Source organism: Actinomycetota bacterium, assembly GCA_018333515.1.
GTDB lineage: Bacteria > Actinomycetota > Aquicultoria > Aquicultorales > Aquicultoraceae > Aquicultor.
The window spans coordinates 1-23,416 of the sequence record JAGXSZ010000036.1; the positions used below are offsets into that span (position 1 = coordinate 1).

General features: G+C 50.1%; 24 protein-coding genes and 2 pseudogenes. 21 read left to right on the forward strand and 5 right to left on the reverse strand.

Annotated features, from left to right (window positions below):
- Positions 1–584 precede the first annotated feature (584 nt).
- Together KGZ93_10350 and KGZ93_10355 are read left to right on the forward strand one after the other, a co-directional pair.
- Entirely contained in the window at positions 585–1,181 is a 597-nt protein-coding gene (locus KGZ93_10350) for a hypothetical protein (protein MBS3910002.1), read from the forward strand.
- Positions 1,147–2,781: a hypothetical protein gene (locus KGZ93_10355; GenBank protein MBS3910003.1), complete on the forward strand. Its 1,635-nt coding sequence runs from the start codon at positions 1,147–1,149 to the stop codon at positions 2,779–2,781. The genes KGZ93_10350 and KGZ93_10355 overlap by 35 nt, the downstream gene beginning before the upstream one ends.
- A 40-nt stretch (positions 2,782–2,821) precedes the next feature.
- On the opposite strand, the gene KGZ93_10360 is transcribed toward KGZ93_10355, so the two are convergent.
- Positions 2,822–3,148 carry a transposase gene (locus KGZ93_10360; protein MBS3910004.1) on the reverse strand — a complete coding sequence of 109 codons (327 nt, stop codon included), beginning with the start codon at positions 3,146–3,148 and terminating at the stop codon, positions 2,822–2,824.
- 370 nt (positions 3,149–3,518) lie between these two features.
- Here KGZ93_10360 and KGZ93_10365 point away from each other — a divergent pair, with 370 nt between their 5' ends.
- The 11 genes and pseudogenes from KGZ93_10365 (at position 3,519) to KGZ93_10415 (ending at position 12,929) form a co-directional block, all read left to right on the forward strand.
- Entirely contained in the window at positions 3,519–3,818 is a 300-nt protein-coding gene (locus KGZ93_10365; GenBank protein MBS3910005.1) for a hypothetical protein, read from the forward strand.
- 96 nt (positions 3,819–3,914) lie between these two features.
- A pseudogene (locus KGZ93_10370) lies at positions 3,915–4,394 on the forward strand (flavodoxin family protein).
- 808 nt (positions 4,395–5,202) lie between these two features.
- On the forward strand, positions 5,203–5,427 hold the full coding sequence (locus KGZ93_10375; protein ID MBS3910006.1) for a DUF433 domain-containing protein: 225 nt from the start codon (positions 5,203–5,205) through the stop codon (positions 5,425–5,427).
- 569 nt (positions 5,428–5,996) lie between these two features.
- Positions 5,997–6,566 carry an RsbRD N-terminal domain-containing protein gene (locus KGZ93_10380; protein ID MBS3910007.1) on the forward strand — a complete coding sequence of 190 codons (570 nt, stop codon included), beginning with the start codon at positions 5,997–5,999 and terminating at the stop codon, positions 6,564–6,566.
- Positions 6,567–6,584: 18 nt separating this feature from the next.
- Positions 6,585–7,652 carry a sulfate reduction electron transfer complex DsrMKJOP subunit DsrM gene (gene dsrM / locus KGZ93_10385; protein MBS3910008.1) on the forward strand — a complete coding sequence of 356 codons (1,068 nt, stop codon included), beginning with the start codon at positions 6,585–6,587 and terminating at the stop codon, positions 7,650–7,652.
- Positions 7,653–7,654: 2 nt separating this feature from the next.
- A complete protein-coding gene (locus KGZ93_10390; protein MBS3910009.1) occupies positions 7,655–9,268 on the forward strand; it encodes a (Fe-S)-binding protein in 1,614 nt (537 codons plus the stop codon).
- Complete coding sequence (gene dsrJ / locus KGZ93_10395; GenBank protein MBS3910010.1) at positions 9,261–9,656, forward strand: sulfate reduction electron transfer complex DsrMKJOP subunit DsrJ; 396 nt, start codon at positions 9,261–9,263, stop codon at positions 9,654–9,656. Before KGZ93_10390 ends, dsrJ begins: the two co-directional genes overlap by 8 nt.
- Positions 9,656–10,456, forward strand: coding sequence for a 4Fe-4S dicluster domain-containing protein (locus KGZ93_10400; GenBank protein MBS3910011.1), 801 nt, complete (start codon positions 9,656–9,658; stop codon positions 10,454–10,456). The genes dsrJ and KGZ93_10400 overlap by 1 nt, the downstream gene beginning before the upstream one ends.
- Entirely contained in the window at positions 10,449–11,621 is a 1,173-nt protein-coding gene (nrfD, locus tag KGZ93_10405) for a polysulfide reductase NrfD (protein MBS3910012.1), read from the forward strand. Before KGZ93_10400 ends, nrfD begins: the two co-directional genes overlap by 8 nt.
- Before the next feature lie 297 nt (positions 11,622–11,918).
- Complete coding sequence (locus KGZ93_10410) at positions 11,919–12,338, forward strand: ATP-binding cassette domain-containing protein (protein MBS3910013.1); 420 nt, start codon at positions 11,919–11,921, stop codon at positions 12,336–12,338.
- 162 nt (positions 12,339–12,500) lie between these two features.
- Positions 12,501–12,929 carry a hypothetical protein gene (locus KGZ93_10415; protein ID MBS3910014.1) on the forward strand — a complete coding sequence of 143 codons (429 nt, stop codon included), beginning with the start codon at positions 12,501–12,503 and terminating at the stop codon, positions 12,927–12,929.
- Positions 12,930–12,985: 56 nt separating this feature from the next.
- On the opposite strand, the gene KGZ93_10420 is transcribed toward KGZ93_10415, so the two are convergent.
- The gene (locus KGZ93_10420) at positions 12,986–14,023 is read right to left on the reverse strand and encodes a hypothetical protein (GenBank protein ID MBS3910015.1); all 1,038 of its coding nucleotides are present in this window, start codon (positions 14,021–14,023) and stop codon (positions 12,986–12,988) included.
- A 372-nt stretch (positions 14,024–14,395) separates the two neighbouring features.
- Between KGZ93_10420 and KGZ93_10425 the strand changes: the two genes are divergently transcribed.
- The 5 genes from KGZ93_10425 (at position 14,396) to KGZ93_10445 (ending at position 18,528) form a co-directional block, all read left to right on the forward strand.
- On the forward strand, positions 14,396–14,941 hold the full coding sequence (locus KGZ93_10425) for a hypothetical protein (GenBank protein MBS3910016.1): 546 nt from the start codon (positions 14,396–14,398) through the stop codon (positions 14,939–14,941).
- Between the two features lie 53 nt (positions 14,942–14,994).
- Positions 14,995–15,570: a DUF3795 domain-containing protein gene (locus tag KGZ93_10430; protein MBS3910017.1), complete on the forward strand. Its 576-nt coding sequence runs from the start codon at positions 14,995–14,997 to the stop codon at positions 15,568–15,570.
- 148 nt (positions 15,571–15,718) lie between these two features.
- Complete coding sequence (locus KGZ93_10435) at positions 15,719–16,285, forward strand: PadR family transcriptional regulator (GenBank protein ID MBS3910018.1); 567 nt, start codon at positions 15,719–15,721, stop codon at positions 16,283–16,285.
- 45 nt (positions 16,286–16,330) lie between these two features.
- Entirely contained in the window at positions 16,331–17,701 is a 1,371-nt protein-coding gene (locus tag KGZ93_10440; GenBank protein MBS3910019.1) for an NAD(P)H-dependent oxidoreductase, read from the forward strand.
- Between the two features lie 158 nt (positions 17,702–17,859).
- Positions 17,860–18,528 carry a formate/nitrite transporter family protein gene (locus tag KGZ93_10445; protein MBS3910020.1) on the forward strand — a complete coding sequence of 223 codons (669 nt, stop codon included), beginning with the start codon at positions 17,860–17,862 and terminating at the stop codon, positions 18,526–18,528.
- A gap of 51 nt (positions 18,529–18,579) precedes the next feature.
- Here KGZ93_10445 and KGZ93_10450 read toward each other — a convergent pair.
- The 3 genes and pseudogenes from KGZ93_10450 to KGZ93_10460 form a co-directional block, all read right to left on the reverse strand.
- A pseudogene (locus KGZ93_10450) lies at positions 18,580–18,699 on the reverse strand (DNA alkylation repair protein).
- Between the two features lie 130 nt (positions 18,700–18,829).
- Positions 18,830–19,420 (reverse strand): hypothetical protein, encoded by a 591-nt coding sequence (locus tag KGZ93_10455; GenBank protein MBS3910021.1) that lies wholly within the window; start codon positions 19,418–19,420, stop codon positions 18,830–18,832.
- Between the two features lie 203 nt (positions 19,421–19,623).
- A complete protein-coding gene (locus tag KGZ93_10460) occupies positions 19,624–20,439 on the reverse strand; it encodes a methyltransferase domain-containing protein (protein ID MBS3910022.1) in 816 nt (271 codons plus the stop codon).
- Positions 20,440–20,677: 238 nt separating this feature from the next.
- Here KGZ93_10460 and KGZ93_10465 point away from each other — a divergent pair, with 238 nt between their 5' ends.
- From KGZ93_10465 to KGZ93_10475, 3 genes are all read left to right on the forward strand, one after another.
- Positions 20,678–21,505 (forward strand): ATP-binding cassette domain-containing protein, encoded by an 828-nt coding sequence (locus KGZ93_10465; GenBank protein ID MBS3910023.1) that lies wholly within the window; start codon positions 20,678–20,680, stop codon positions 21,503–21,505.
- Entirely contained in the window at positions 21,502–22,248 is a 747-nt protein-coding gene (locus KGZ93_10470) for an ABC transporter permease (protein ID MBS3910024.1), read from the forward strand. Before KGZ93_10465 ends, KGZ93_10470 begins: the two co-directional genes overlap by 4 nt.
- 173 nt (positions 22,249–22,421) lie before the next feature.
- Positions 22,422–23,399 carry a deoxyhypusine synthase family protein gene (locus KGZ93_10475; GenBank protein ID MBS3910025.1) on the forward strand — a complete coding sequence of 326 codons (978 nt, stop codon included), beginning with the start codon at positions 22,422–22,424 and terminating at the stop codon, positions 23,397–23,399.
- Positions 23,400–23,416: the final 17 nt, after the last annotated feature.

Below are 23,416 nucleotides of genomic sequence, written 5' to 3' on the forward strand. Positions count from 1 at the left end.
CGAGAAAGCCATCTGGTGCTGGCGCAGGATGCTCAGTAGCCGCAGTAGCAAGAGCTACATTACGTGGGATAAATTCCATAAGATTAAAGCGCTGTTTCCCTTGTTGCGTCCAAAACTTGCAATTCCTTATGAGAAATTGAAAGTATACGCAATGCTGTGAACCAATTTCTGAAGAGCCCGGTGCGGGAAATCCGCACGCCGGGTTCTGTGGGGGTTGGGCCACCCAATTGGGTGGCCCTTCTACCCGGAGGTCGGCGGCTAAAAGCCGCCCCCTATCCCGATTCAGGGTATTGTTATAAGACTCACATTGCTTTATTATACTAAGATTTTAGTGGCACCCTAGAAGGGGTACAGTCACTTATGAATAACGGTTTTAGTTGTCTTATAAAACCCAGCACTTTTGATTTTCATTAACATCACAATCTAACTAGTTGTCGCTAAAGAGATACAATATGGCTCCCTTGCATAATCGACAAGATCTCTCTTTATGGCAAGTTTTAAAGTTATTCAAGTAGGTCTTATATTGCTGGCTGATTATGGTAGATTTATATTGTAGTGTATTAGCAGATAATTACGAGGCGATTATGTTACCAGATTTTCCTCAAGCAAAAAACGAGCTCATGCAGGTACTGACGGAGCGCATGAAACTAATTCAATCAGGGTTTATGCAGCCCTTCGGAGAGTTACCGAAGTTTGTCATGCATGAGGGAGATAGTTTCAGGATTATTCGAGCCGATGGTTCTATTGATGAAGTCCCAATGAAGGAAGCTAAGGTAAAAATTACTATTGAGCACTCAGAAGTTGAAACCATGACGCCTGCAGAAATCATTCAAAGAGTGGATTCGATGGCCGAAGAGATGGCAAGGCAGCAATCACAAATCTTTTTCAAGAAAATCAACGAGACAACAGCTGCGGTTGGTAATACCATCGATGTGGGTGGAGGAGAGCTTACCGTCGATGATTATTTAGATATGCTATCGAAAGTTCAATTCAATTTTGATGAAAATGGAGAGCCTAAGCTACCCGTAGCTGTTACAGGCGAAAAGCTCCATGAGGCTATGGTTAAAATACAAGAACAGCTTAGAACCGATGCAGCCGCAAAAGCCCGTTTCGATGAAATCATTCGGCAAGAAAAGGAAGAGTGGCGTGTTAGAGAGAGTAATCGAAAATTGGTTGGATAGGGCGAGCGAAAAGTCCTTCCAGATTCCATTTTCTCATATGCTTATCAACGAAGGGTACAAAATAATACACGTATCGCGACATTGCGGTATGGAACTTGGGAAAGACATCATAGCTATCGATGCAGACGGAACACCATGCGCTTTTCAGCTTAAAGGTGCAAAGAATGGTAAAATCTCTCTCTCACAGTGGCGAGAGGATAGTATTAGCGCACAATTGCAGGATTTGGTTATGACGGCTATCGACCACCCCTCGGTTGATGCCACTAAGCCCCACCGCTCATTTTTTGTTACGAACGGTAATCTTGAAGAAGAGGTAAGCCGAGCCATAAGCGATATGAACCGAACTTGGGAGAGGCAAGGTCAACCTTACGGCATAGAAACGATTGTTCGAGGAGAGTTCCTTGAAATGGCGCTTAACCTAGGAACCAATCTTCTCCCATCGGGCTTACCAGATACTACGCTTGAGCAAAGATTCCTCCAACTCTTTCAAGAAATGGGCAACGACGTTCTACCTAAGGAAAAACTCACTGCGCTCATAGAATCAGTCTTACCATTCGGTTACGTGAAAACGAACGATAGAAGCAGGAAGCCGTCGAAAGCGGCATGTAGTAGGGCAATATCGGGCGCTGCTGTTCTATGCTCAATCAGCACTTCCAGTTTTGATGAGAAGAATAACCACGTGGCGGTCATAGAAGCATGGGTCATATTCTTATCTTATACACTGGCGCTGGCAGAGAGATGGGACCTAGACCCAAAATATTGGAAAAATGAATTTGAAATGGCTAAACAAGCAATTTATAACAAGCTCGAAGACCTCTATGACGAAGTCAAGGAAGCGCCTTACCTGACAGAAGGGAACGCATTGGCTGACCCGCCGTTCTACCGTGTAAGATTAACATGGTTAGTGGCCTATATGAGCATCCTTGGCCTCTGGAGGCGTTTCGAGAACAAAAGAGCAGATGAAACCGATGTCTTTATCAAGGAATTCTGCTTAGAGAATCGTCGCAAACTTTATATGTGGGGTGAAGCTGCTGCACCCCAGTTCCTTGCGGCGATGTGGTATCAAAAAAAAGTTATCTCGACGCCTGAGCCAGACTTTTTGCTTAAGGCTCTTATCGAGGTAATTTGTCATGTCAACAAACCGAAAGGGGAGGAGCTATTAGCGAATCCGTATTATGATGCGAACAGTGTTATGCCCCACCTTTTGGGGATAGCGGAAAAGCCATTGGATGAAAGATTTCGCGGTAACTCATATGTCTTAGAAGGTCTAGTTCACCTCTTCGTGAGACGCAATTTTAAGCAACATACTTGGCCGCTTTGGCCTGATGTTACTAGGATCTCGGTTACAACATTTAAACCGAAGAAATTATGGCATCTATATAAATGGAATAACCGAGAAGGAGTTCTTGAGATAGCCTATCCAAAGCATACCCAGGATTGGAGTGAGCTACGAACAATGGCTCAAGAATCTGGTGGCGCTTATGTTCCTAAACTTATTAAGACCGAACCAGTTCTGTTCCTACTATTCTTATGTGTTTATCCCCATCGAATGAATGCATCTATTATGCGATGGTTGGATTCAGAGCTAATGAGAATCTAAAGGTTCATTTTTTGATAAGGTTCAATGATAAAAATGAACCTCACCCAAAAACTGGTCCATTTAAAACTAGAGAAAATTTAGTTTCTGGCGTTTCCTTACAGTCGTAATTCGCCGCATATTCAGCGGGAGTCATGTTGCCGAGCGAGCTGTGCGGCGTAAAATTATTGCACTCAATTCTCCAGGCCGCGATCTTGGCCCGAGCGTCCTCTATGGAGAGGAACTTGTTCGTATTTAAGCACTCATCTCCGAATCGTTCGACAACGCTTTCAAGCTTGTCATCGCCGGTTAAAAATTGACCCCCTGGTCTGAGAACCGTAAGATTTCTGCTGTGAGATATGATTGACCCTCGCGATAATGGCTCGGCCAACCACATGCATATCTCTTTGACGTACAATCACAGTAAGAGATATAATACAAACAATCGTACGTCTAGTTTCAAGTGCGTATTTGCCAGCAGCAAAAAGGAGATATTGATGCCAGAGACTAGCGGCGGCCCTTACCGTTGGCGAACTTGGTTAAGAACCCATCTGCCATGGTTCCTAATTAACTTTGGTATTGCGAGTAAAGGCAAAGATTGTGAAGCTGCTGGTGGTCGTCATGAGTGGTACAACAATGATGGCGAATCTAGCGGATGCTACCATTGCAAAATCATACGTCGTGGCGAGCTATGGGACCAATGAATTTATTAGGTGCTGATTAAACCGATGAAATAACGTGCGAGGTTGTGGTAGGAATCGATGGGAAAGAAACTAATCCCTAAAGACAGCGAGCTATATGGGCGTATAGATGAGGTTCTTCATTATATCTGGGATCCAATAGGAATCTCCGATGAGCCCTGGGCGCGCGACGAATATCACACTTATTTGCCCGAAGTATTCTCTTTAATTAAATCCAATAGCAGCATCGACAAAATTGTTGACTATCTTGTAAGGATAGAGCACGAGCGCATGGGTCTTACTCCAAACAGAGAACACGCAAAGATAGTCGCAGAAATCTTAGTGGCTTGGCAACAAAGGGTATCTGAGGAGAATCGCTGAGAAATGGCTATAGCGAACATCATCTTAGAGGGAGCCATCGACTTTCGCTTATCATCGGCTAGGAGTTTCCGCTTCCAAACGTAAAGGAACATCGCGATGAAGGTGTTGGTAATATACGATTCGCTTTATGGCAACACGGAGCAAATAGTCCGAGCGATTGGCGCTGCTTGCGGCTCCGGCGAGGATGTCGCGGTGCTTCGCGTGGGCGATGTGAAACCTCAGCAACTGGCGGGATTGGATATGCTAGTCGTTGGTTCGCCTACGCAGGGATTCAGGCCGACCCCTGCAATCAAAAACTTGATAGACAGCGTCCCGGTGAGCGGCTTAAAAGGGGTCAAGGTGGCCGCGTTCGACACCAGGATGTCACCAGATGATTTCGATTCTACATTAGGGCGCACAGCGGGGCGCTTTTTTATGGGGACATTCGGTTATGCCGCTAAGCCTGTCGCGGAAGGGCTCGAGAAAAAGGCTGGAGAGCTGGCGGTTCCTCCTGAAGGGTTCTTTGTCGAGGGCAAGGAAGGGCCGCTGAGAGAAGGCGAACTCGAACGAGCTGCAGATTGGGCAAGGCAGCTCATGGGGGGCACAACTGTGAAATTATTCTTCAAAAAAGGTTATATGATCGCTGCTCTCACAATAGTGGTTGCGGTAGCCTTTGCAGTAAATTTCTCGGTACTTGGAAATAACCAAAACAATGATAAAGCCAATATCAAACCAGCTAGTAGTGAAACCGCGCCTCTAAATATCGGAGTATCGGGGTATGAGGTGCCATATACGGTTGAACAAGCTACCAAAAGCGCTAAAGATATTGCAATTGGCACTGTAGTCGACGTACAGCCAAGCGTTTGGAACACAAAAGACGGCAAAAGACCGGCGGGTTTGCAGCCGGATGATCCAAACTTGTTCCGCCCGGATAAAGACGGCAATATAGTCATGATTTACACGCCGGTTGTCGTCGAGGTAAAGAAAAAACTCAAAGGCTGTGACAGCAATCGGATTGTCATCAAGATTTTGGGTGGAACAGTGGGCGACGACAAAGTCGTTCAAGCCGAGCAGGAAGCGCTTAGCCTCGGTGATGAGGTCGCGCTGTTTACCGATTATACGTTCACGGAAGCAAATGGAGATACGCTCGATGTGCCTCTACTCGTGAAAAAAGCCAAGGATGGGCAAGTAAAGTGGGGGCTTGAGAAGATAGCCCTCGATGACCTCGAGAAAAAGGTAACGGCTTTAAAGCAGTAGACTCGTAGATTAGCTAAGCAATTGATTGCCAATAGTCATCGGTCGAAAGCACGAGCATGTTGCCAATCCATACAGAGGACTTGATTGCTCTTTACACTAAATTTAGATATCCTTGAGGTATAGCATCGGGCTATAAAAGGAGGGTAAGATGCTGGTAAACTGGCGAGACCATATTGTAAGCACCGCTGATGTACTTCACGGTAAGCCGCGCATCAAAGGCATGCGCATTCCCGTAAGTCTTATTCTCGGATACCTGGCTTCAGGTATGTCGGCCGGAGAGATAATCGAGGAGTTTCCAGACCTTACTAAAGAGCATATAGCCGTTTGTCTGGATTATGCCCGGGATTTATCAGATTTCGAGGCTGCGGTGTAATGGGTCTGAGGCTGTTTGCTGATCATTGCACGCCAAGCTCCCCTCGTCTTTGTTCGCCTTGCTCTAACCAGAACCCACACAAACACACCCCATCCCACCCCCAACCCACAACCCTCATGGACATATAAAATCATCAGCCAATTGCCGGGCGACATACTTGACATTTACTTGACAAGTATTTGGAGCAATGCTACGCTGATTGGAACAATTGTTACAAACTTTCTATGTTGCGCTTCTGATAAGGGCATGAGAGCCGCAATTGTTTTTGGTTATCTTAAATCAAACTTGGTGTAAGACTTATGTCCCGCCCGCGGGCATAATCATGATATCTAATCTTAGTTTTTCGACGTAAACTTCGGTTTAGCATATACGACAAAAGGCAACCTAAGGAGGTATTATGTGAAAACTGGTTCCCCCTCATGGTGGCGGCGAGTTAAAACCGCACCTACTTGAAGGCAACAAGCCGAATGATTCACGAACAAAGCAGATTGGAAAGGCTTTGTTGAGAGTAAACCGTTTCTAACGGTATCTTCCGGCCAATCCCAACTGCTCTCATGAACGGAGATGATATGGCGACTAAGCTTAATGACATCTTAAGAAAGAAGAAGTCCGCTATCTTAAAGCGATGGCTCGATGTGATATCGGCTACGTATTCCGGTGAAGCCGCAGCTTTCCTAAAGGGCCAAAAAAACAAGTTTACGGGTCCGGTAGGATATACCATCCACGAGGGATTAGAAGGGCTTGTCGATGGCCTCATCGACGAGGCGCCTTTCGTGGAGATTGCTCCTTATCTCGAGAGTATCATCAAAGTCAGAGCCGTGCAGGACTTTTCTCCCTCTCAAGCCGTAGCCTTCATCTTCCATCTGAAAAAGATAATCAGTGAGGAATCACAGAATACGAGCGATACGCGGGGCGCTGTAGATGCTGCGGCATTGACTGCGTTCGAGTTAAAAATAGACACCCTTGCACTTATATCCTTTGATTTATACATGGAAGCACGCGATAAGATATATCAGCTCAAAACTAACGAGTCGAATGATATGGTCTTCAGATTGCTTCAGAAGGAACGCAGGTTATGTGAGATGCAAGAGCAGGGTCTAGGGCAAGGTCCGAATATTGAAACACCAATTTTAAAATAAAGAAAAGAGGTGAATAGAATGGGAGCCTTATTTTCCTTGGCTGTAGTTTTGTTACTTAGCTTGGTCGCCTATGTTGGGGTCGAGTTTGTCGGCATGCAGTCTTTCTTCGGAATCGTTATACCTTATGTTGCCGTTCTAACAATCATCGTTGGAGTTGTCTATCGCGTAGTAACGTGGGGAAAGTCGCCCGTACCCTTTGCTATCTCGACATCCTGCGGTCAGCAAAAATCTCTGCCGTGGATAAACCAGAGCAAACTCGACAACCCCTCCACCACCAGCGGTGTAATCGGCAGAATGGCGCTCGAGATACTTCTTTTCCGTTCGCTGTTTAGAAACAACACCAGCGAATTGAGAGAAGGGCGGCTTGCCTATAGTTCCGGCAAGTGGCTGTGGTTGGCGGCGTTAGCGTTTCACTGGACGTTCTTGATTGTTCTAATTCGACACATGAGGTTTTTCGCGGAGCCCTCTCCCGTATATGTGAGCGCATTAGAGAGCCTCGATGGTTTTATGCAAATCGGCGCTCCAAGGCTATATATGACAGGTGCGATATTGTTGGTGGCGGTGGGCTACCTCCTATACCGGAGGCTTGCTGTACGCACAGTCCGCTATATCTCACTTGCAGCCGATTATTTTCCGCTCTTTTTGATAATATCGATTGCTACCACCGGTATCCTCATGAGGTATTTCTTCAAGGTGGATATTGTGAGCGTAAAAGAGCTGACAATGGGCTTGATTGGCTTCAGCCCCGTCATCCCGGAGGGAATCGGCGTTATCTTCTATATCCACGTATTTCTTGTCAGCACCCTCTTTGTTTACTTCCCATTTAGCAAACTGGTCCATGCGGGCGGCGTGTTCCTCAGCCCAACAAGAAATCTGGCAAACGATAGCCGCATGAAAAGACATATCAACCCATGGAATTATCCCGTCAAGCTCCATCCATACGAAGAGTATGAGGATGATTTCAGGGAGAAGATGGAGAACGCTGGAATACCAGTCGAAATCCCCTCAGCAAAAGCGCCCGCGGAGGCTGAGAGCGAATCCGGCAATGAAAAGAACGACGCTGAGATACCAGTGGGAGAGGAGTGATCATGGCAAAGAAGAAACCAGAAGAGCTGTCAAAGATAAATTACAGCCTTCCCTATACGGGTTGGATGTATAACCCGGTTGAATTCCAAGACGGAATGTTTTGCAACGCGAGCAAGCCCGAAAGCCTCAATACCGTCGATTTCCCGAATGCTCGGAAGTGGTCGGTAAAAGACGAGGACTGGAGCCTGCCCGAGAACTGGAAAGAGATAGTCCTAGAAGCCATGGAAGACAGGCTTAAGAAGTATCGTTCCTTCCGGCTTTTCATGGATATCTGTGTAAGATGCGGTGCATGCGCCGATAAGTGTCATTTCTTTCTCGGCACGGGAGACCCCAAGAATATGCCTGTTCTCAGGGCAGAGCTTATAAGGTCGGTCTACAGGAGATATTTCACCACATCCGGCAAGATGATGGGGAAACACGGAGGCGGCAGAGAGCTTACCTTAGATGTCCTCAAAGAGTGGTGGTATTATTTCTACCAATGCTCGGAATGCCGTCGCTGTTCGGTCTTTTGCCCGTACGGCATCGACCAGGCCGAGATTACAATGATAGGCAGGGAGATACTCAATCTTCTCGGCCTAAACATAGAGTGGATTGCGGGTCCCGTGGCAAACTGCTTTATGAAGGGTAACCACCTAGGTCTCGAGCCGCACACGATAAAAAGCAACTTTGACTTCATGATAGACGACATAGAGGAGATAACGGGCGTCAAGGTTGACCCGAGCTTCAACCGCAAAGGTGCCGAAGTTCTCTTCGTTGCGCCATCCGGCGACATGTTCGGCGACCCCGGCACATATACGTGCATGGGTTACATGATGCTCTTCCATGAGATTGGCCTTGACTATACTTGGAGCACCTACGCGTCCGAAGGTGGAAACTTCGGTTTCTTTACCTCGAACGAGATGGCCAAGCGGCTCAACTCCAAGATTTACGCCGAGGCCCAAAGGTTGGGCGTAAAATGGATAATCGGCGGCGAATGCGGCCACATGTGGAGGGTCATGCATCAGTACATGGACACCTGGAACGGGCCCGCTGATTTTCTCGAGGTTCCGGTTTCGCCCATAACAGGCACCAAGTTTGAAAATGCCGGTTCCACAAAGATGATTCATATCGCTGAATTTACCGCCGACTTGATAAAGCACGGCAAGTTAAATCTTGACCCGTCCCGTAACGACCATCTAAAAGTAACCTTCCATGACTCCTGCAACACCTCGCGGGGCATGGGCATATTAGATGAGCCGAGATATGTCATCAGGAATGTCTGCAACAATTTCTATGAGATGCCTGAGGACACCATCCGGGAGAAGACCTTCTGCTGCGGCAGCGGCTCCGGCCTCAATGCGTCGGAGAACATGGAATTGAGATTGAGAGGCGGTTTCCCAAGAGCGAATGCGGTAAAGCATGTCCGGCAGCATCACGGCGTCAATATGCTGGCTAACATGTGCGCCATTGACAGGGCGGCCTTGCCGCCGTTGATGAATTATTGGGTTCCCGGCGTGGACGTGGCAGGTATGCACGAACTCGTGGCTAACGCCCTAGTGATGAAGGGAGAAAAGGAAAGGACGCAAGACATGCGCCTTGAAGATCTTCCCGAGAAAGAGGGTGCTGAAGATGTATAACGGCGGCAAAATTATTTTAGGAATCGTCATATTCCTGGCTCTTGCGACATATCCGTTCTTTGGTGACATCGGGAAGGCCACTGTTACTCCCGAGCCAAATCTCGATACACCGGAAATACGGAAACTAGAGGAAAAGAAGTGCGTCGAGTCGGCGGAGTTTATGAAAGCCGAGCATATGAGCCTGCTCAATAAGTGGCGGGATATGTCGGTACGCGATGAGACCACGGTCTATGTCGCGAGTGACGGCGATAGGCACACCGTCAGCCTTCAGAATACTTGCATGCGGTGCCATTCGAACAAGAAGGAATTTTGTGATAAATGTCATGAATACACGGGTGTAAAGCCCTACTGCTGGGATTGTCATTTGGCGCCAAAGGAGGGGAAATAATGGGAATCGATAGAAGAGACTTCCTGAAAATGGCCGGTGCCTCCGCAATCTTGGCGATCGGTGGACTGACGATAGTGGAAGATATTACAAAGGATATTGCTCAAGCGTCCGAGTTCACGCCGGAGTCAGGCGCCATTACGGCAGGCAAGTGGGCCATGGTTATCGATGTGGCCAAGTTCAAGACGGAGGACGATTACAAAAGGGTTATAAACGCTTGCAACAGTATCCATAACATCCCTGTTATTGATGACCCGAAAAGCGAGGTCAAGTGGATATGGGCCGACAGCTTCGAGCATACTTTCCCCGAAGAACAAGAGGAGGTGCACATGAAGGAGTCTCTGAAAGAAATGCCTTTTCTCCTGCTGTGCAATCATTGCGAACATCCTCCCTGTGTAAGGGTATGCCCGACAAAGGCCACATTCAAGAGGTCAGACGGAATTGTTGTGCAGGATATGCACCGCTGTATCGGGTGCCGCTTCTGCATGGCCGGATGCCCCTACGGCTCGAGGAGCTTTAACTGGATCGACCCGAGGCCGCATATCAAGGACGAGAACCCCGATTATCCGGCGAGGATGAAGGGCGTCGTCGAGAAGTGCACATTCTGCACGGAGAGGCTCGCAGTGGGTCTTGAGCCCGCCTGCGTGGCGGCATCGAACGGTGCTATGGTATTCGGCGACATAAACGATGCTAACTCTGAAATCAGAAAGGTTCTCAGCGAAGCTTATACAATCAGAAGAAAACCCTTGCTTGGAACAGGTCCAAAAGTCTATTACGTGATAGGGGGTGCTGACAATGCTTGAGAAAGCGCTATATGGAAGTAAAAACTACTGGATATGGGTATTGTCGCTACTCGCCGCTATTAGTGTGGGTTTCTTGTTCTACCTTCAGCAGTTTAACACCGGCCTAGGGATAACGGGCATGAGCAGAGATGTCTCATGGGGTATCTACATAGGCCAGTTCACCTTCCTCGTGGGTGTTGCGGCCTCCGCTGTCATGCTTGTCATACCGTTCTATCTGCATAATTATAAGAAGTTCGGTAAGCTGCTTATCCTCGGAGAGTTTTTGGCCGTAGCGGCCGTCGCCATGTGTATGACATTTATTGTTGTAGATATGGGTCAGCCGATGAGGGTCGCGAATATGTTTCTCTACCCAACTCCCAATTCGGTAATGTTCTGGGATGCCACGGTCTTGCTCGGCTATCTGATTCTTAATATTACAATTGGTTGGACAGCTATGGGCGCCGAGCGGAAGGGAACTCCGCCGCCGAAATGGGTCAAGCCGCTAATTTATCTCTCGATACCGTGGGCGTTTAGCATTCACACCGTAACGGCTTTTCTCTACGCGGGTTTACCCGGAAGGCATTACTGGCTTACCGCAATCTTAGCGCCGCGATTTCTCGCTTCCGCGTTTGCCGCGGGGCCCGCATTGCTGATAATCCTGGCCCTGATAGTGAGAAAGGTCTCTAAATTCGACCCCGGAAAAGACGCTATTATGGCAGTCGGCAAGATTGTCGCCTATGCGATGGTGGCAAACGTCTTCTTCCTGCTGCTAGAAGTCTTTACCGCCTTCTACAGCAACATTCCGGGGCATATGCATGCCTTCGAATACCTCTTTGCCGGCATTTATGGGCAAGGGATGCTGGTCCCCTTGATGTGGACTAGCGTCATCCTGGCGGTGACAGCCCTGGTACTCTTAATCAACCCGCGGACACGCGGGTCGCAGAATACTTTGGTAGCGGCCTGTGTGGCACTATTTGCATCGTTGTGGATAGACAAAGGGCTTGGCCTGACGGTCGGCGGATTTGTGCCAAATCCCTTTGGCACAGTAACGGAATACTGGCCGACTGTGCCCGAGTCATTTATAGTTCTTGGGATATGGGCGCTCGGTGCGCTTATACTAACCATTCTGTACAAGGTAGCCATAGGTGTCAGGGAGGAAACCGCCGGCGTAGAGGCAGAACATTAACAATGATTCTGCGGAAATAGCGCAGAGAATACTTATCGATAACGTTAGGGACTGATAGGCTATCATCCCGAGCGGGACCGGATGAGTATATCGATACAATAATAGAGAAAAGCAAGGTTGAGAAATCAAAACCTTGCTTTTCTCTATTGGGTACAAATTTCAAACTATGAATACCGAGCGCGCAATCAACCTTTCACGAACTTGCAAAAAGGGTTCTTGGTTTCAACAATAGAAACAAACGCTGAAGCGATTATTTGACGTAGTAATTAATTCGGAATCGTCGAATGGGAGAATCGAATGAACGTAATCGAGACGCATAAGCTGACAAAAAGCTATGGCGCGGCAAGGGGAATCATCGATGTGGATCTCGTCGTCGAAGAGGGCGAACTCTTTGGTTTTATCGGACCCAACGGTGCCGGCAAATCGACTACGATTCGTACCCTCCTTTCATTAATCTACCAGACCAGCGGCAGCGCCAAGATATTTGGAAAAGACGTCGTTGAATTCGGAGCTGAAATCAAGCAGGAAATCGGGTATTTGCCGTCCGAGGTCTATTACTACGACAATATGAAGGTCAAGGATTTGCTCGATTATTCCGCGAGCTTCTATAAGAAGGACTGCTTTTGTAGATATTTCCCGCATTCGCTACAGAAACGGACACTTTACGCAAAACGCTCGAGGGCTTTCCGCCGGCCTTCAGGAAAGCGTTCGGAGTGACGCTGGAAAGCTTCTCGACGATGTCCGTTTAAAGAACAGCTCGTACGAGCTTCAGTTCGTCTTAATCGAAGCGGTTGTTGTGATACTAGCCATTGTTGCCAGCTATTACGTCTATGTTAAGCGAGATATTCGCTCGACTTGATTGCGCTTGAGAGGCGTTATATGAATATCGTTTTAAGAGAACTCAAAGCCCATAGGAAGTCGCTGATTGCGTGGTCGTTCGGGATGTTTTTCTTGATTCTGACCGGCATAACCAAGTTTTCGGGCTTTGCCAATTCGGATCAGTCGGCAAACGACCTCTTTAAGGGGTTGCCCGGCCTGGCCGCCGCCGGAATCTCGAAGAAGCCCAAGCGCGCGGCTCCCGTGGCAACCGGGCTATTGCTCGCCGCATTCTTTCTTTCATTGTGGCTGGATATCACGAAAAAGTATCCCGGCCTGAAGTATCTGACACCGTTCAAATACTTCGAAGGCAGGGTCATCATCAACCATGCCTCGCTAGACCCGCTCTATATCGCTATTTCTCTGGGTATTGTCGCCGTGATGTTGTTGGCTGCGTATCTCCGCTACAGCAGCAGGGATTTGAGCGTGTGATTCGAGGGGAAGGAGTTGCCATCGAAAGCAGTAAGCCGGCTGACGTCACCGAACTTCTATCGAATGACCATCAGATAATACGCGAGCAAGAATACCTCGGTCCACCAACCGAGAAACGAAAGCACAAAACTTAACGCTATTTTCGCTTGCATGGAGCTGGGAAGAAGTTCCTGAGCGCTGCCTTCGCGTTCTCTGGCGAGCAATCGCGGGCTTATATAGAAAGACAGAAACGCGCCATTAAGCACGAGTGGGATAGCGACTATTAGTTGCAGGGCGGCCGTCGCCGACAGACCGATGTCTCGATACAAAATGTAGCCGCCTATGAAGCACAAAACAAAGCCAATCCAGATAAGAGGCTTAGTCACTTTGTGCGCTCGTATCGTTGTCTCGGCCCAATACGGCGAAGTCCGTCCGAGAAATCCATGAAGGTCGATAACGGTGACTGCCCCGAGGCCCACGATAAAGCCTGCCATAAAGATAAACAGCCCGATTAGTTCGCCCCACGGTATGCTTCTACCACCATAGAGGCCTAATTTGATGAAAAGCACTTCTTTGAGGAGTCCCACAAAGGAAACATCAGAAAAATCCTCCACATCGCCGAGGCCAATGACATAATCGCCGGTGTAGTTTCGCGGCTCGAAGACTAGGAGGTAGTATCTAACGCCTTCTTCAAGCAGAATATCTTGTTCGTTGCCGTGATAGAGGTATTCCAGGCTAAATGGCTCAAAGAAGGCTTCTCGCGCGCCGCGCCGCGTTTCAAAGACCGAAAGCTCGAGCGTGTCCGGGAGTGAGCGGAGAAAGCTCCCACCGGGAGTGGTCTTGTTTTCTGTAGCGCCTGCAGGGTCAGGCGAGTCCAAATCCGTCGCTTGAGTAATCATCGTTGGAGGCTTCATTGATTTGGCGGTAGCTGTGGATTCATGGGCCAGAACGAGGGTCGGGAACATATCGGAGCTGGAACCCCGTTTCGGAACCAACAACTCTAACGGTATGGCAACACTTCTCTTCGGAATGAAATAGTATGCATAGATTTCTCCAGGCTTCAAGAGCGTGCCGTAGACAGCGAGTGAGTTGTCGGTAGGGTCGGTTAATGCCACAGCATCTTCAAGCAAATCCGTGCTTGATTGCGAATCAACAGAAGATGCGATTATGGAGCCGCGCGCGGGTTCTAGAACGGGCCCGTGAGCGAAAGCGCTGGAGCTAAGAAGCAACAGAAAGCCGGATAATATTATCAAGGACAGAAAGAATTGGATTGTTGGTTTGGCCCGGTTGCTTGCCCACATGGCGCCTCCTGTTTCAAAGCTCATCTCTTTGCAATCTTTTCCCAGAATGCGAGATGTATAACCTGAGCATGAGATTGAACCGTTTTCTTGGATAGGAGGTCGTATTTAACAATCCGCGCATTATGCTGGATTCTACCCGCTTTTGATGCCTCGCGAGAACGGGGTAGATACATTTCAGGTGATGATATGGAGCAGGGAAGAATGGGCGATGAGCAACGCGAGCCGGACGAGGAGTATCGTGAGAAACCGGTTAAGCAGGCTGATGAGCGCAGCGTCCTAAAAAAGGAACGTTGGACGAGGCCTAAAGAGCGTTCGAGAGGGCAGAAAAGGTTCGGCTACGCAGTCGCCATCATCGTAAACTTGATTCTGCTTTATGTGGCGAACAACCTTCTGGCCTGGCGCGTACCTTTCATTACCAGCGATTTTGTTGTGCCGCTGCGGTATTTGAATATCTCCTTGATTGCAACGGCAGTGGCCAATCTCCTCTTCTTTTTCTATGACCCGGATTGGTTTCTGGGCTTTACGCGCATAGGGCTTAATATCGTAGGCATCATTGTGTCCTTAAGCCTATATGTCACGTTCCCCTTCGATTTATCTTCGCTTGCGAGCGAGGGAATCCTCACCCTTCTCGTAAGATTCGCCCTGATTCTCGGCATAGTCGGCTCGACCATAGGTGTCATCGCGGAGTTTGTTAAGTTCATAAAAGCCATATCTGAGGCGACCTTGGATTGAGTGGCGGGTGCCCGGCGTTTGTCAGCCACAACGACAATGTTAGAATAAAGGTAATGGCAGATAAGCAAGTCTTCGCGTCAATAACATATCCGGCTATCGGGGTCTGTGGGCTTTCTTGCATTTTGTGCCCGAACTACAACCGGGAGACCAAAAGCAGGTGTCCCGGTTGCAAAACGGAATTTCGTTTTGCAGCCCCATGTTCTATCCTTTGTTGCGCTTTAAAGAAGAAAGGCGTCGAGTTTTGTTGGGACTGCCCGGAAGGTGAAACCTGCGAGAAATGGCAGCACCACAGGGAGTTCAGCAGAGCCAATGATACGTTCATCTGTTATCAGATGCTGGAAGACAATATCTCTGTTGTTAATCAGCACGGAATAAGCGCTTTTGAGAAGGCACAAAATGAGCGGGCGCGGCTTCTTAAGGAGCTATTAAATGAATTCAATGAAGGCCGCTCGAAAAGCTATTATTGCATAGCGGCGACCATTTTCGATATCGATGAGCTGAAAGGAGCCATCGATACGGCAAGAAATAAATCAGCAGACCTCGATATTAAAAGCAAAGCGAAATTAATGCATGCGATTCTCGATGATATAGCTGAACGACAGGGATATATTCTGAAGCTACGGAAGTGAGATACCGCGCGCATGGTTCTAGGCCATGCCTATCGCTGCCTCATATCCCCAAAAGTCCCTCAACACTTGAAGAACGTATGCTTGCGTTTTCATATATAACATGTTATGTATAATATAGTGTATATTAACAGCTGTTAGGGGATAGATTATGTCGTTACGTCATGCGATGCTCGGGCTTCTGACGTTTAAGCCGATGACGGGGTATGAGCTGAAGTCGGTCTTCGACAATTCCATAAACCACTTCTGGAATGCCCAGCTCAGCCAAATCTATCGTGAACTCGGTGGCCTGGAGGACAAGGGTCACATAGTCTCGCGCGTCGAGCTGCAGCATGGCAAACCGGATAAGAAGATATACAGTATAACGGAAGAAGGCGACAGTGAGCTGCAGCGCTGGCTGGAGTCGTCCCCGAAAACCCTTTCCATGCCGATGCGCGACGAACTCACCCTGCGGGTTTTCTTCGGTTCGCGAGTCGCGGCCAAGGAACTCATATACATCCTGCAGGGATTTATTCGAGAGCGACAAGAGGCCCTGGCGGCCCTGCGTTTCATCGGCGAATGCCTCGATGGCTTTATGTGCGAGGGTACCCATGCCCAGGATGCGTTTTATCAAAAGCTTACTCTGGTCCGTGGACTGAAGTTTTTCGCGGCAGATATAGAGTGGGCCGAGGAGTCTATTGAGCAACTCGAGCGGCGGGAGAGACAAAGCGAGGATTAGACGGGCCAACCGCCCGCCTTCATTCTATTATTTAGGGGGAATATCATGAGGATAACCGTTCTTAACGGCAGCCCGAAAGGGAGCGTCAGTGTTACCATGCAGTACGTGAAGTATATTCAGAAACATCTGCCGCAGCACGATTTCACTGTCATCGACATATCGCATAATATAAAGGGCGTCGAGCGCGAAGCCGAGAGGTTTGATGATATCGTCTCCCAGATAAGGGCGAGCGATGGCGTCTTGTGGGCGTTTCCGGTCTATTACCTGCTGGTACCCTCGCAATACAAACGCTTTATAGAGCTTATCTTCGAGCGCGGGGCCGGGGAGGCGTTTGCGGGCAAGCACGCCGCCGTTCTCACGACCTCCATCCATTACTACGATACGGTCGCGCGCGATTACATGCGCGCGGTCTGCGACGACCTCAACATGAACTACGTCGACGACTTCCTCGCCGACATGAACGACCTTGAGCGTCCCGAACACCGTAAGAACCTCGTAGTTTTTGCGGAGCGCCTCATCCATGCCATCGAAGAGCGCAGAGTTGCGCGCCGACGGTATGAGCCTGTAGTACACAGGCCGGTCAAGTACGAGCCGGGAGCAGTGGACGAAGTTACGAAGACGAACCCGCGCCGGGTCGTGGTCATGGTCGATGGGCTGGATAGCAATTCGAACCTCGCCGGGATGGTGGATGTATTTAGAAAATCGGTTGCCGCGCAGGTCGATATCGTGGATATCGGTGCTACTAAACTTAAGGGTGGTTGTTTGGGTTGCCTCAACTGTGCGTATGATAATCAATGCGTCTATAAGGACGACATGCGCGCTACTTACGAAGGACGTGTCCTGACAGCGGATGCCGTTATCCTTGCCGGCACCATACACGATCGCCATCTCTCCTCGCGATGGAAACTCTTCTTCGATCGGTCATTCTACCGGGGTCATATACCTTTCTTCGGCGGGAAGTTGGACGGCGCCATCATTTCGGGGCCGCTCAGGCAGAACGCCACATTAAATCAGTGGCTCGATATGTTCTTGGAGAGCTATAAAAACACGCAGGTCGGCGTCGTGACCGACGAATATGACAGTTCCGCCGAGATTACCGGGCGGTTGCAAGGTTTTGCCGTCGAGCTGGAGTGGGTGCTCACCAATGCCTACGAGAAACCACAGACTTTCTACGGCATGAGTTCACGTCTGATATTCAGGGATTTCGTCTACTTGTCGAAGGGTGTCTTCCTCGCAGACCATAAACATTACAAGAGCCAAGGATTTTACGATTTTCCGCAAAAGAAGCTCAAGATGCGGGCGAACAGCCTGATGCTCGGCTCTATGTTCCGCATAAAGCCGGTGCGCACCCAGATTCAGCGCGAGATGAAGCACCACATGGTCTCCGGGTTAGAAAGGGTCGTGCGGGAGAGCTAGCCTGTTTCAGCGGGCGGAGTGAGGCCGGCCGTTTCTAAAAGGCAGGGAAATGTGGCTGGTAGCGCCGCGATATGGATGTTGGATAGATTTAAAGGGCATTTGGCATGTTATATGGAAAATCATAAATAATACTGGGCGGTACAACGAGAAAGAATACTATGACTGAAATCTTCGGTTTCGATGCTTTTTCGCCCAAAGAAATCGCCGCGCGGGTCGAAACAGTCGGCGTGGCTAAGGCGCGCTTGCCGCTCCTCTCCGTGCTGATGCTGAGCGTGATGGCCGGAGCCTTCATCGGCTTGGGTGCGCTCTATTTTGTACTTATCAAATCCGACCCTTCGATGGGCTTTGCCGTGATACAGGTGCTCGGCGGCGTAGCTTTCTCTTTAGGGTTGATTCTCGTGGTCGTCGCCGGCGCGGAGCTATTTACCGGCAACAACCTGCTCGCGATGGCCTGGGCCGACAGGAAGATCACCACGCTCGATTTGCTCAGAAACTGGGCGGTCGTCTGTGTCGGCAAGTTCATCGGCGCAGTCGGTTTAGCGCTGCTCGTTTTTCTCTCCCGTCATCCTGAAATGAACAACGGCGCTATCGCGCAGGAATATGTCAGGATTGCCGCAGCCAAGGTCGCGCTGCCGTTCTGGACGGCCTTTTTCAAAGGCGTCTTCTGTAACGTTCTAGTGTGCATGGCGGTGTGGATGGCGTTTGCCGGACGAAGCGTTATCGACAAGGCTGTCGCGATTGTCTTTCCCGTATCCGCGTTTGTAGTTGCCGGCTTCGAACACTCCGTCGCCAACATGTACATTATCCCGCTCGCGATGCTGCTGTAGACCTTCGAAAATATCGGCGTGACCGCTAACTCCATTACTTGGGCCGGTTTCTTTTAGCATCCACCCATAGCCTTTTTGCACCAAATCGTCACTATCGTTGAGCAACAGGTCCGCTATCTCAAGGACATCGTCGAGAAGCCGGCCTTTTCTAGCGGGTAGAACCAAGGTCACAACGAAACTAAATATAGGAATTGAATACCGGAACTGATTAAAAAGAAGCATATCCACAAGTGTATATCCTGCGGATATGCTTTTGCGTGTTAAGTATTAGCCTTAACGCCACCCTGAGATGTCTGTGTTGCTATGAGGCTGTATCTCTAGAGAATACGGCCTTGGCTATCTCATGGTGGATGAGGCGCATCTCATTTAATGGCTTCTCCAGGCAATCGAGGCTGCTCGGGTCCATTCCAAAGATATATTTAGGGCAAAACCACGATACGCAGAGCATTGGCCTTTGCTGGTGCGTGAGGGTACAGCCGGATTTACTTAAATAGCGGCAGGGTTTAGGCTCGGCGAGGTCTTTGCCGATCATCCGTTGAACCGTCCGCTTTGCGCTCGTCGTAATCATCAAGGGAAGGTTGAGTATCTTCTTATCGAAGTGATGGAGGGGTTGGCCGATACCGGCGTGAATAAACTGGTCAAAATCGGTGTGCCGTTCGACTCTTTCCAGGCAACACCGGCCGCATGAGCCGCAGAGATGCCCGTGATCTCTGGTCGCGTCTAGAATTTCTCGATGCGCCGCCAGGCGTCTATCGTTAAGAGATTGGGCCAGTTGCTCGTCGGGATGTTCGGACCATTTCGGCATCTTCGATTGCAGGTAGAATAACTCGACGTTATAGCGCAGAAACCGGCGTAAGAAAAATGATAGGTGTTTCATAGTCAACTTCGGCATTTAATGAACCTCGCATATGATTATGAATGGGGCATCAATCTGATTTTGCGGCACACCGATAATCCTGGATTTGGAGTATCCGGTGACCGCACAAACTTCAACTTGAACAAAGACTATCGCTGCAGCCTCAGCAATCATTTTCTCATACCCGATTGGACTTTGAAATCCCAACGCCGCCGTGCTCCGGGGCCTTGGCAGCTAGCTTACGGCTTCGTCCCGACGGTAAAGAGGACGCCCACCTCGAGCCAAATCCCATCTGTGGTTTTTAGCGAGTCCACCTCTTGCAAGTGTTCGCGCTTAAAGCGCTCAAGGCCGCCGGGCGTCAGTTGGCTTACCAGCCTACGGAAGCCGGCGTTCCATATCACATCCCACCATTTCTCCGCGCTATCGACGTAGTAGCCCATGTTTTTCTCATCCACCCGGATATCTTCAAGTCCCGCCCGTTCAAAAAGCTTCTTACACTCTTTCTCGTCCGCGATTCGTTTCCAGTCATGTAACCGTTGTTTAACCCCGTACGCCGCAAGCCGGTCGAACAGGAGATTCGCCAGGGGGCAAAAGATGTTTTCCTGGAACTCGGAGATGGCGACCTGGCCACCGGGCTTAACTGTGGACGTGATGTGTGAAAGCTGGGCGTCCATATCGCAGGCGAAGAAGACGCCGAATGCGGAGACGGCGGCATCGAAATAATCGGGTGGAAACCCCAGGGTTTGCATATCACGTTCGAGGAAGAGAACGTTGCTCAAATCAAGCGCCGCCGCTTTTTTCCGCGCCTGCGCGAGCATGCCCGGCGAGAAATCCACACCCGTAACCTGCCCCCGAGGCAGACGCGAGGCGATGGCCAGAGCCGCATGGCCGGTCCCGGTGGCCACATCGAGCACGCGCTCGCCGCCGCTTAGTTCAAGACAGGCGCCCAGATGTTTGGCGCTATCGCGAAAGAACCGCAACGCTTCACAATCGAATACTCCTGAGACGGAATCAAACGTCTCTCTCAGTAGTGCCTTGCCCTGCTCTTTGCCCATTCTGTCGTGTCCTTCTGTCATAAGGAGGCCGGCGCTCGTGTCCTGATTGTCTCCGTTTGAAGCGATGTGGTGAAGTTACAACAAAAGAGCGGGCTTGGCAAGGAGGTGTTTTGTGCCGGCAATCATCCCCGCCCAACAAATCCCTTGTGTTATGGAATATAATAAGGGTTGCGGCTGTGATAGCGGCTATGCAAGAATAGCGTGATTTCTTTGAAAGAGACGGAGATAAAGACCAAAGATGAATGAAGCGTATTCGAAAAACGATAACATAATACAGGTTAGAAATCTTACCAAGAAATTCAAAGACTTTGCCGCCGTCGATGATGTCTCGTTCGATGTGCAAAGGGGCGAGATATTCGCGTTTCTCGGCCCGAACGGGGCGGGCAAGACGACGACGATAAAGATGTTGACGACGCTGCTCAATCCGACCAGCGGCGAGATGCTCCTCGACGGGTTCGACCCGGCGCGGGAGCAACACGATGTCAGGCGCTCGTTCGGCATCGTCTTCCAGGACGCGAGCCTCGACGACGAGCTGACAGCCTATGAGAATATGTATTTCCACGCGGTCATTTACAAGATTCCCAAAGCCACCCGCAAAGCGAGAATCGAGGAGATGCTCAAGTTCGTCCAGCTTTGGGAGCGCCGGGGCGACCAGGTCAAGTTCTTCTCCGGCGGCATGAAGCGCCGCCTCGAGATTGCGCGCGGGCTTTTACACCTGCCGAAGATACTCTTTTTGGACGAACCAACCCTCGGGCTCGACCCGCAGACGCGAAATCTCATCTGGGAGCATATAAAGGATTTAAACAAACATGAGCGGATCACGGTCTTTTTAACAACGCACATCATGGAAGAGGCCGACCGGGTAGCCGACAAGGTGGCCATCATCGACCATGGCCGGATAGTCGCGCAAGGCACCCCGCGCGAGCTTAAAGACCGGACCGGGTCCGCAACGCTCGAAGAGGCGTTTCTTGTCTATACCGGCAAAACTATCCGTGAAGAAGAGGCGACCGGCCTCGACAACATGAGGATGGCAAGCAAGATGTGGACCAGGAGGGCTGGACGATGAGCGCGGTATATATTCTTTGGCTCAGGCAGCTCAAGCGCTACTTCCGCTCGAAATCGCGGATAGTCGGCGCGCTGGGTCAGCCGCTCTTGTTCTTGTTCGCGCTCGGTTTCGGGTTTGGCCCGATATACCAACAGGCGGGGCAGGGCGACTACATCCAGTTTCTCGTTCCCGGCATCATGGCGATGACGATACTTTTTACCTCGATGTTTACCGGCATCGAGATAATCTGGGACAGGCAATTCGGTTTCCTGAAAGAGACGCTGGTGGCGCCGGTCTCACGCTATCACATCATGCTCGGCCGGAGCCTGGGCGGCGCGACAATCGCCATCTTCCAGGGTCTTGTTGTTTTTTCGATATCGCTCTTCGCGGGCTTCAAGGTCGAAAACTGGCTGATGGCTCCGGTCGCGATAGTCTTCATGTTCTTAACGGCGATGCTCTTCACCGCGCTCGGCACCGCTATCGCCTCGCTCTTAGAGGACATGCAGGGCTTCCAGCTAATTATGAACTTTCTTATCATGCCGACCTTCTTTCTCTCGGGCGCGCTATTTCCGCTCGATGGGCTGCCGGGCGTTTTGACCTACATAACCATGTTCAACCCGCTCTCGTACGGCGTCGACGCCCTGCGCGGCGCGCTTATAGGCGCGACCCATTTCGGTTTCCTCGTCGATTTCGCGGTGCTCGGCATCAGCGGTACTATTTTGCTTTTCATCGGCGGGTACCTCTTTTCGAAGGTGCAGGTTTAGTGAATGTGTGTATTGGGGACGCGGAGGTGGAAGCGTCGATGGCGGCGTTCTCAGTGCGCACATAAGTTTGGATGCAGCCCATCCCCGGCTCTAACAATTGCTTTCCGAGAGGTTGCATAGTAAAGTTTTGAGCTTAGGTATGTGCTTAGATATGCGAACAAGGAGGAGGATAAATGTCCAGAGGTCCGATTAGCCGGTTTATAGAGCATAATTACCGCCATTTCAACGCCGCGACATTGGTCGACGCGTCAAAAGCGTATATGGAGCACCTTGAGAAAGGCGGCAAGATGATGGTGACGCTTGCCGGCGCGATGAGCACGGCCGAAATCGGCCTCTCGCTCGCGGAGATGATTCGCCGGGACAAGGTCCATATTATCTCTTGCACCGGCGCTAACCTCGAGGAAGACGTCTATAATCTTGTCGCGCACGATTATTACGAGCGCATCCCGCACTATCGCGATTTGACCCCGGCCGATGAGCAAGTGCTTCTGGAGCGCCATCTCAACCGCGTAACCGATACCTGTATCCCCGAAGAGGAAGCGATGCGCCGGATAGAGCGCGCCATGTTCGAGCTTTGGGACGAGTGCGCTGAGCGGGGCAAGCGGCTCTTTCCGCACGAGTACTTCTACGAACTGCTCCGGCGCGACACGCTAAAGGAGTATTACCAGATAGACCCCGAAGACAGTTGGCTCTACGCCGCGATGGAGAAGAACCTCCCCATGGTCGTCCCCGGCTGGGAGGACTCCACCCTCGGCAATATGTTTGCCGCGAAGATTATGACGGGCGAACGCAAAGACGTTCATATCGTCAAGACCGGCATCGAGTATATGATGGAACTAGCGGACTGGTATGCGGAGACCTCGCAAGAGGCATCTATCGGGTTTTACCAGATTGGCGGCGGCATCGCCGGCGACTTCCCGATTTGCGTCGTGCCTATGCTTGTCCAAGACCTTAAGAAACCGGATACGCCGGTATGGGGGTATTTTTGCCAGATAAGCGACTCCACCACAAGTTACGGTTCGTACTCGGGCGCGGTCCCGAATGAGAAGATAACCTGGGGCAAACTCGAAGCCGATACGCCGAAGTTTATCGTCGAGTCGGATGCGAGTATCGTGGCGCCGCTGATGTTCGCGTACATTCTCGGGTGGTAATAGTCATCGCGCTGGCT

Bases quoted from the DNA above. Each gene is read 5' to 3' on its own strand.
- KGZ93_10455 (MBS3910021.1), bottom strand. From the start codon at position 19,420: ATGCCGAAGTTGACTATGAAACACCTATCATTTTTCTTACGCCGGTTT.
- KGZ93_10410 (MBS3910013.1), top strand. From the start codon at position 11,919: ATGAACGTAATCGAGACGCATAAGCTGACAAAAAGCTATGGCGCGGCA.
- dsrM (MBS3910008.1), top strand. From the start codon at position 6,585: ATGGGAGCCTTATTTTCCTTGGCTGTAGTTTTGTTACTTAGCTTGGTC.
- KGZ93_10365 (MBS3910005.1), top strand. From the start codon at position 3,519: ATGGGAAAGAAACTAATCCCTAAAGACAGCGAGCTATATGGGCGTATA.
- KGZ93_10425 (MBS3910016.1), top strand. From the start codon at position 14,396: ATGGAGCAGGGAAGAATGGGCGATGAGCAACGCGAGCCGGACGAGGAG.
- KGZ93_10440 (MBS3910019.1), top strand. From the start codon at position 16,331: ATGAGGATAACCGTTCTTAACGGCAGCCCGAAAGGGAGCGTCAGTGTT.
- KGZ93_10400 (MBS3910011.1), top strand. From the start codon at position 9,656: ATGGGAATCGATAGAAGAGACTTCCTGAAAATGGCCGGTGCCTCCGCA.
- KGZ93_10435 (MBS3910018.1), top strand. From the start codon at position 15,719: ATGTCGTTACGTCATGCGATGCTCGGGCTTCTGACGTTTAAGCCGATG.
- KGZ93_10375 (MBS3910006.1), top strand. From the start codon at position 5,203: ATGCTGGTAAACTGGCGAGACCATATTGTAAGCACCGCTGATGTACTT.
- KGZ93_10470 (MBS3910024.1), top strand. From the start codon at position 21,502: ATGAGCGCGGTATATATTCTTTGGCTCAGGCAGCTCAAGCGCTACTTC.
- KGZ93_10390 (MBS3910009.1), top strand. From the start codon at position 7,655: ATGGCAAAGAAGAAACCAGAAGAGCTGTCAAAGATAAATTACAGCCTT.
- KGZ93_10415 (MBS3910014.1), top strand. From the start codon at position 12,501: ATGAATATCGTTTTAAGAGAACTCAAAGCCCATAGGAAGTCGCTGATT.
- nrfD (MBS3910012.1), top strand. From the start codon at position 10,449: ATGCTTGAGAAAGCGCTATATGGAAGTAAAAACTACTGGATATGGGTA.
- KGZ93_10460 (MBS3910022.1), bottom strand. From the start codon at position 20,439: ATGGGCAAAGAGCAGGGCAAGGCACTACTGAGAGAGACGTTTGATTCC.
- KGZ93_10465 (MBS3910023.1), top strand. From the start codon at position 20,678: ATGAATGAAGCGTATTCGAAAAACGATAACATAATACAGGTTAGAAAT.
- KGZ93_10380 (MBS3910007.1), top strand. From the start codon at position 5,997: ATGGCGACTAAGCTTAATGACATCTTAAGAAAGAAGAAGTCCGCTATC.
- dsrJ (MBS3910010.1), top strand. From the start codon at position 9,261: ATGTATAACGGCGGCAAAATTATTTTAGGAATCGTCATATTCCTGGCT.
- KGZ93_10430 (MBS3910017.1), top strand. From the start codon at position 14,995: ATGGCAGATAAGCAAGTCTTCGCGTCAATAACATATCCGGCTATCGGG.
- KGZ93_10475 (MBS3910025.1), top strand. From the start codon at position 22,422: ATGTCCAGAGGTCCGATTAGCCGGTTTATAGAGCATAATTACCGCCAT.
- KGZ93_10445 (MBS3910020.1), top strand. From the start codon at position 17,860: ATGACTGAAATCTTCGGTTTCGATGCTTTTTCGCCCAAAGAAATCGCC.
- KGZ93_10350 (MBS3910002.1), top strand. From the start codon at position 585: ATGTTACCAGATTTTCCTCAAGCAAAAAACGAGCTCATGCAGGTACTG.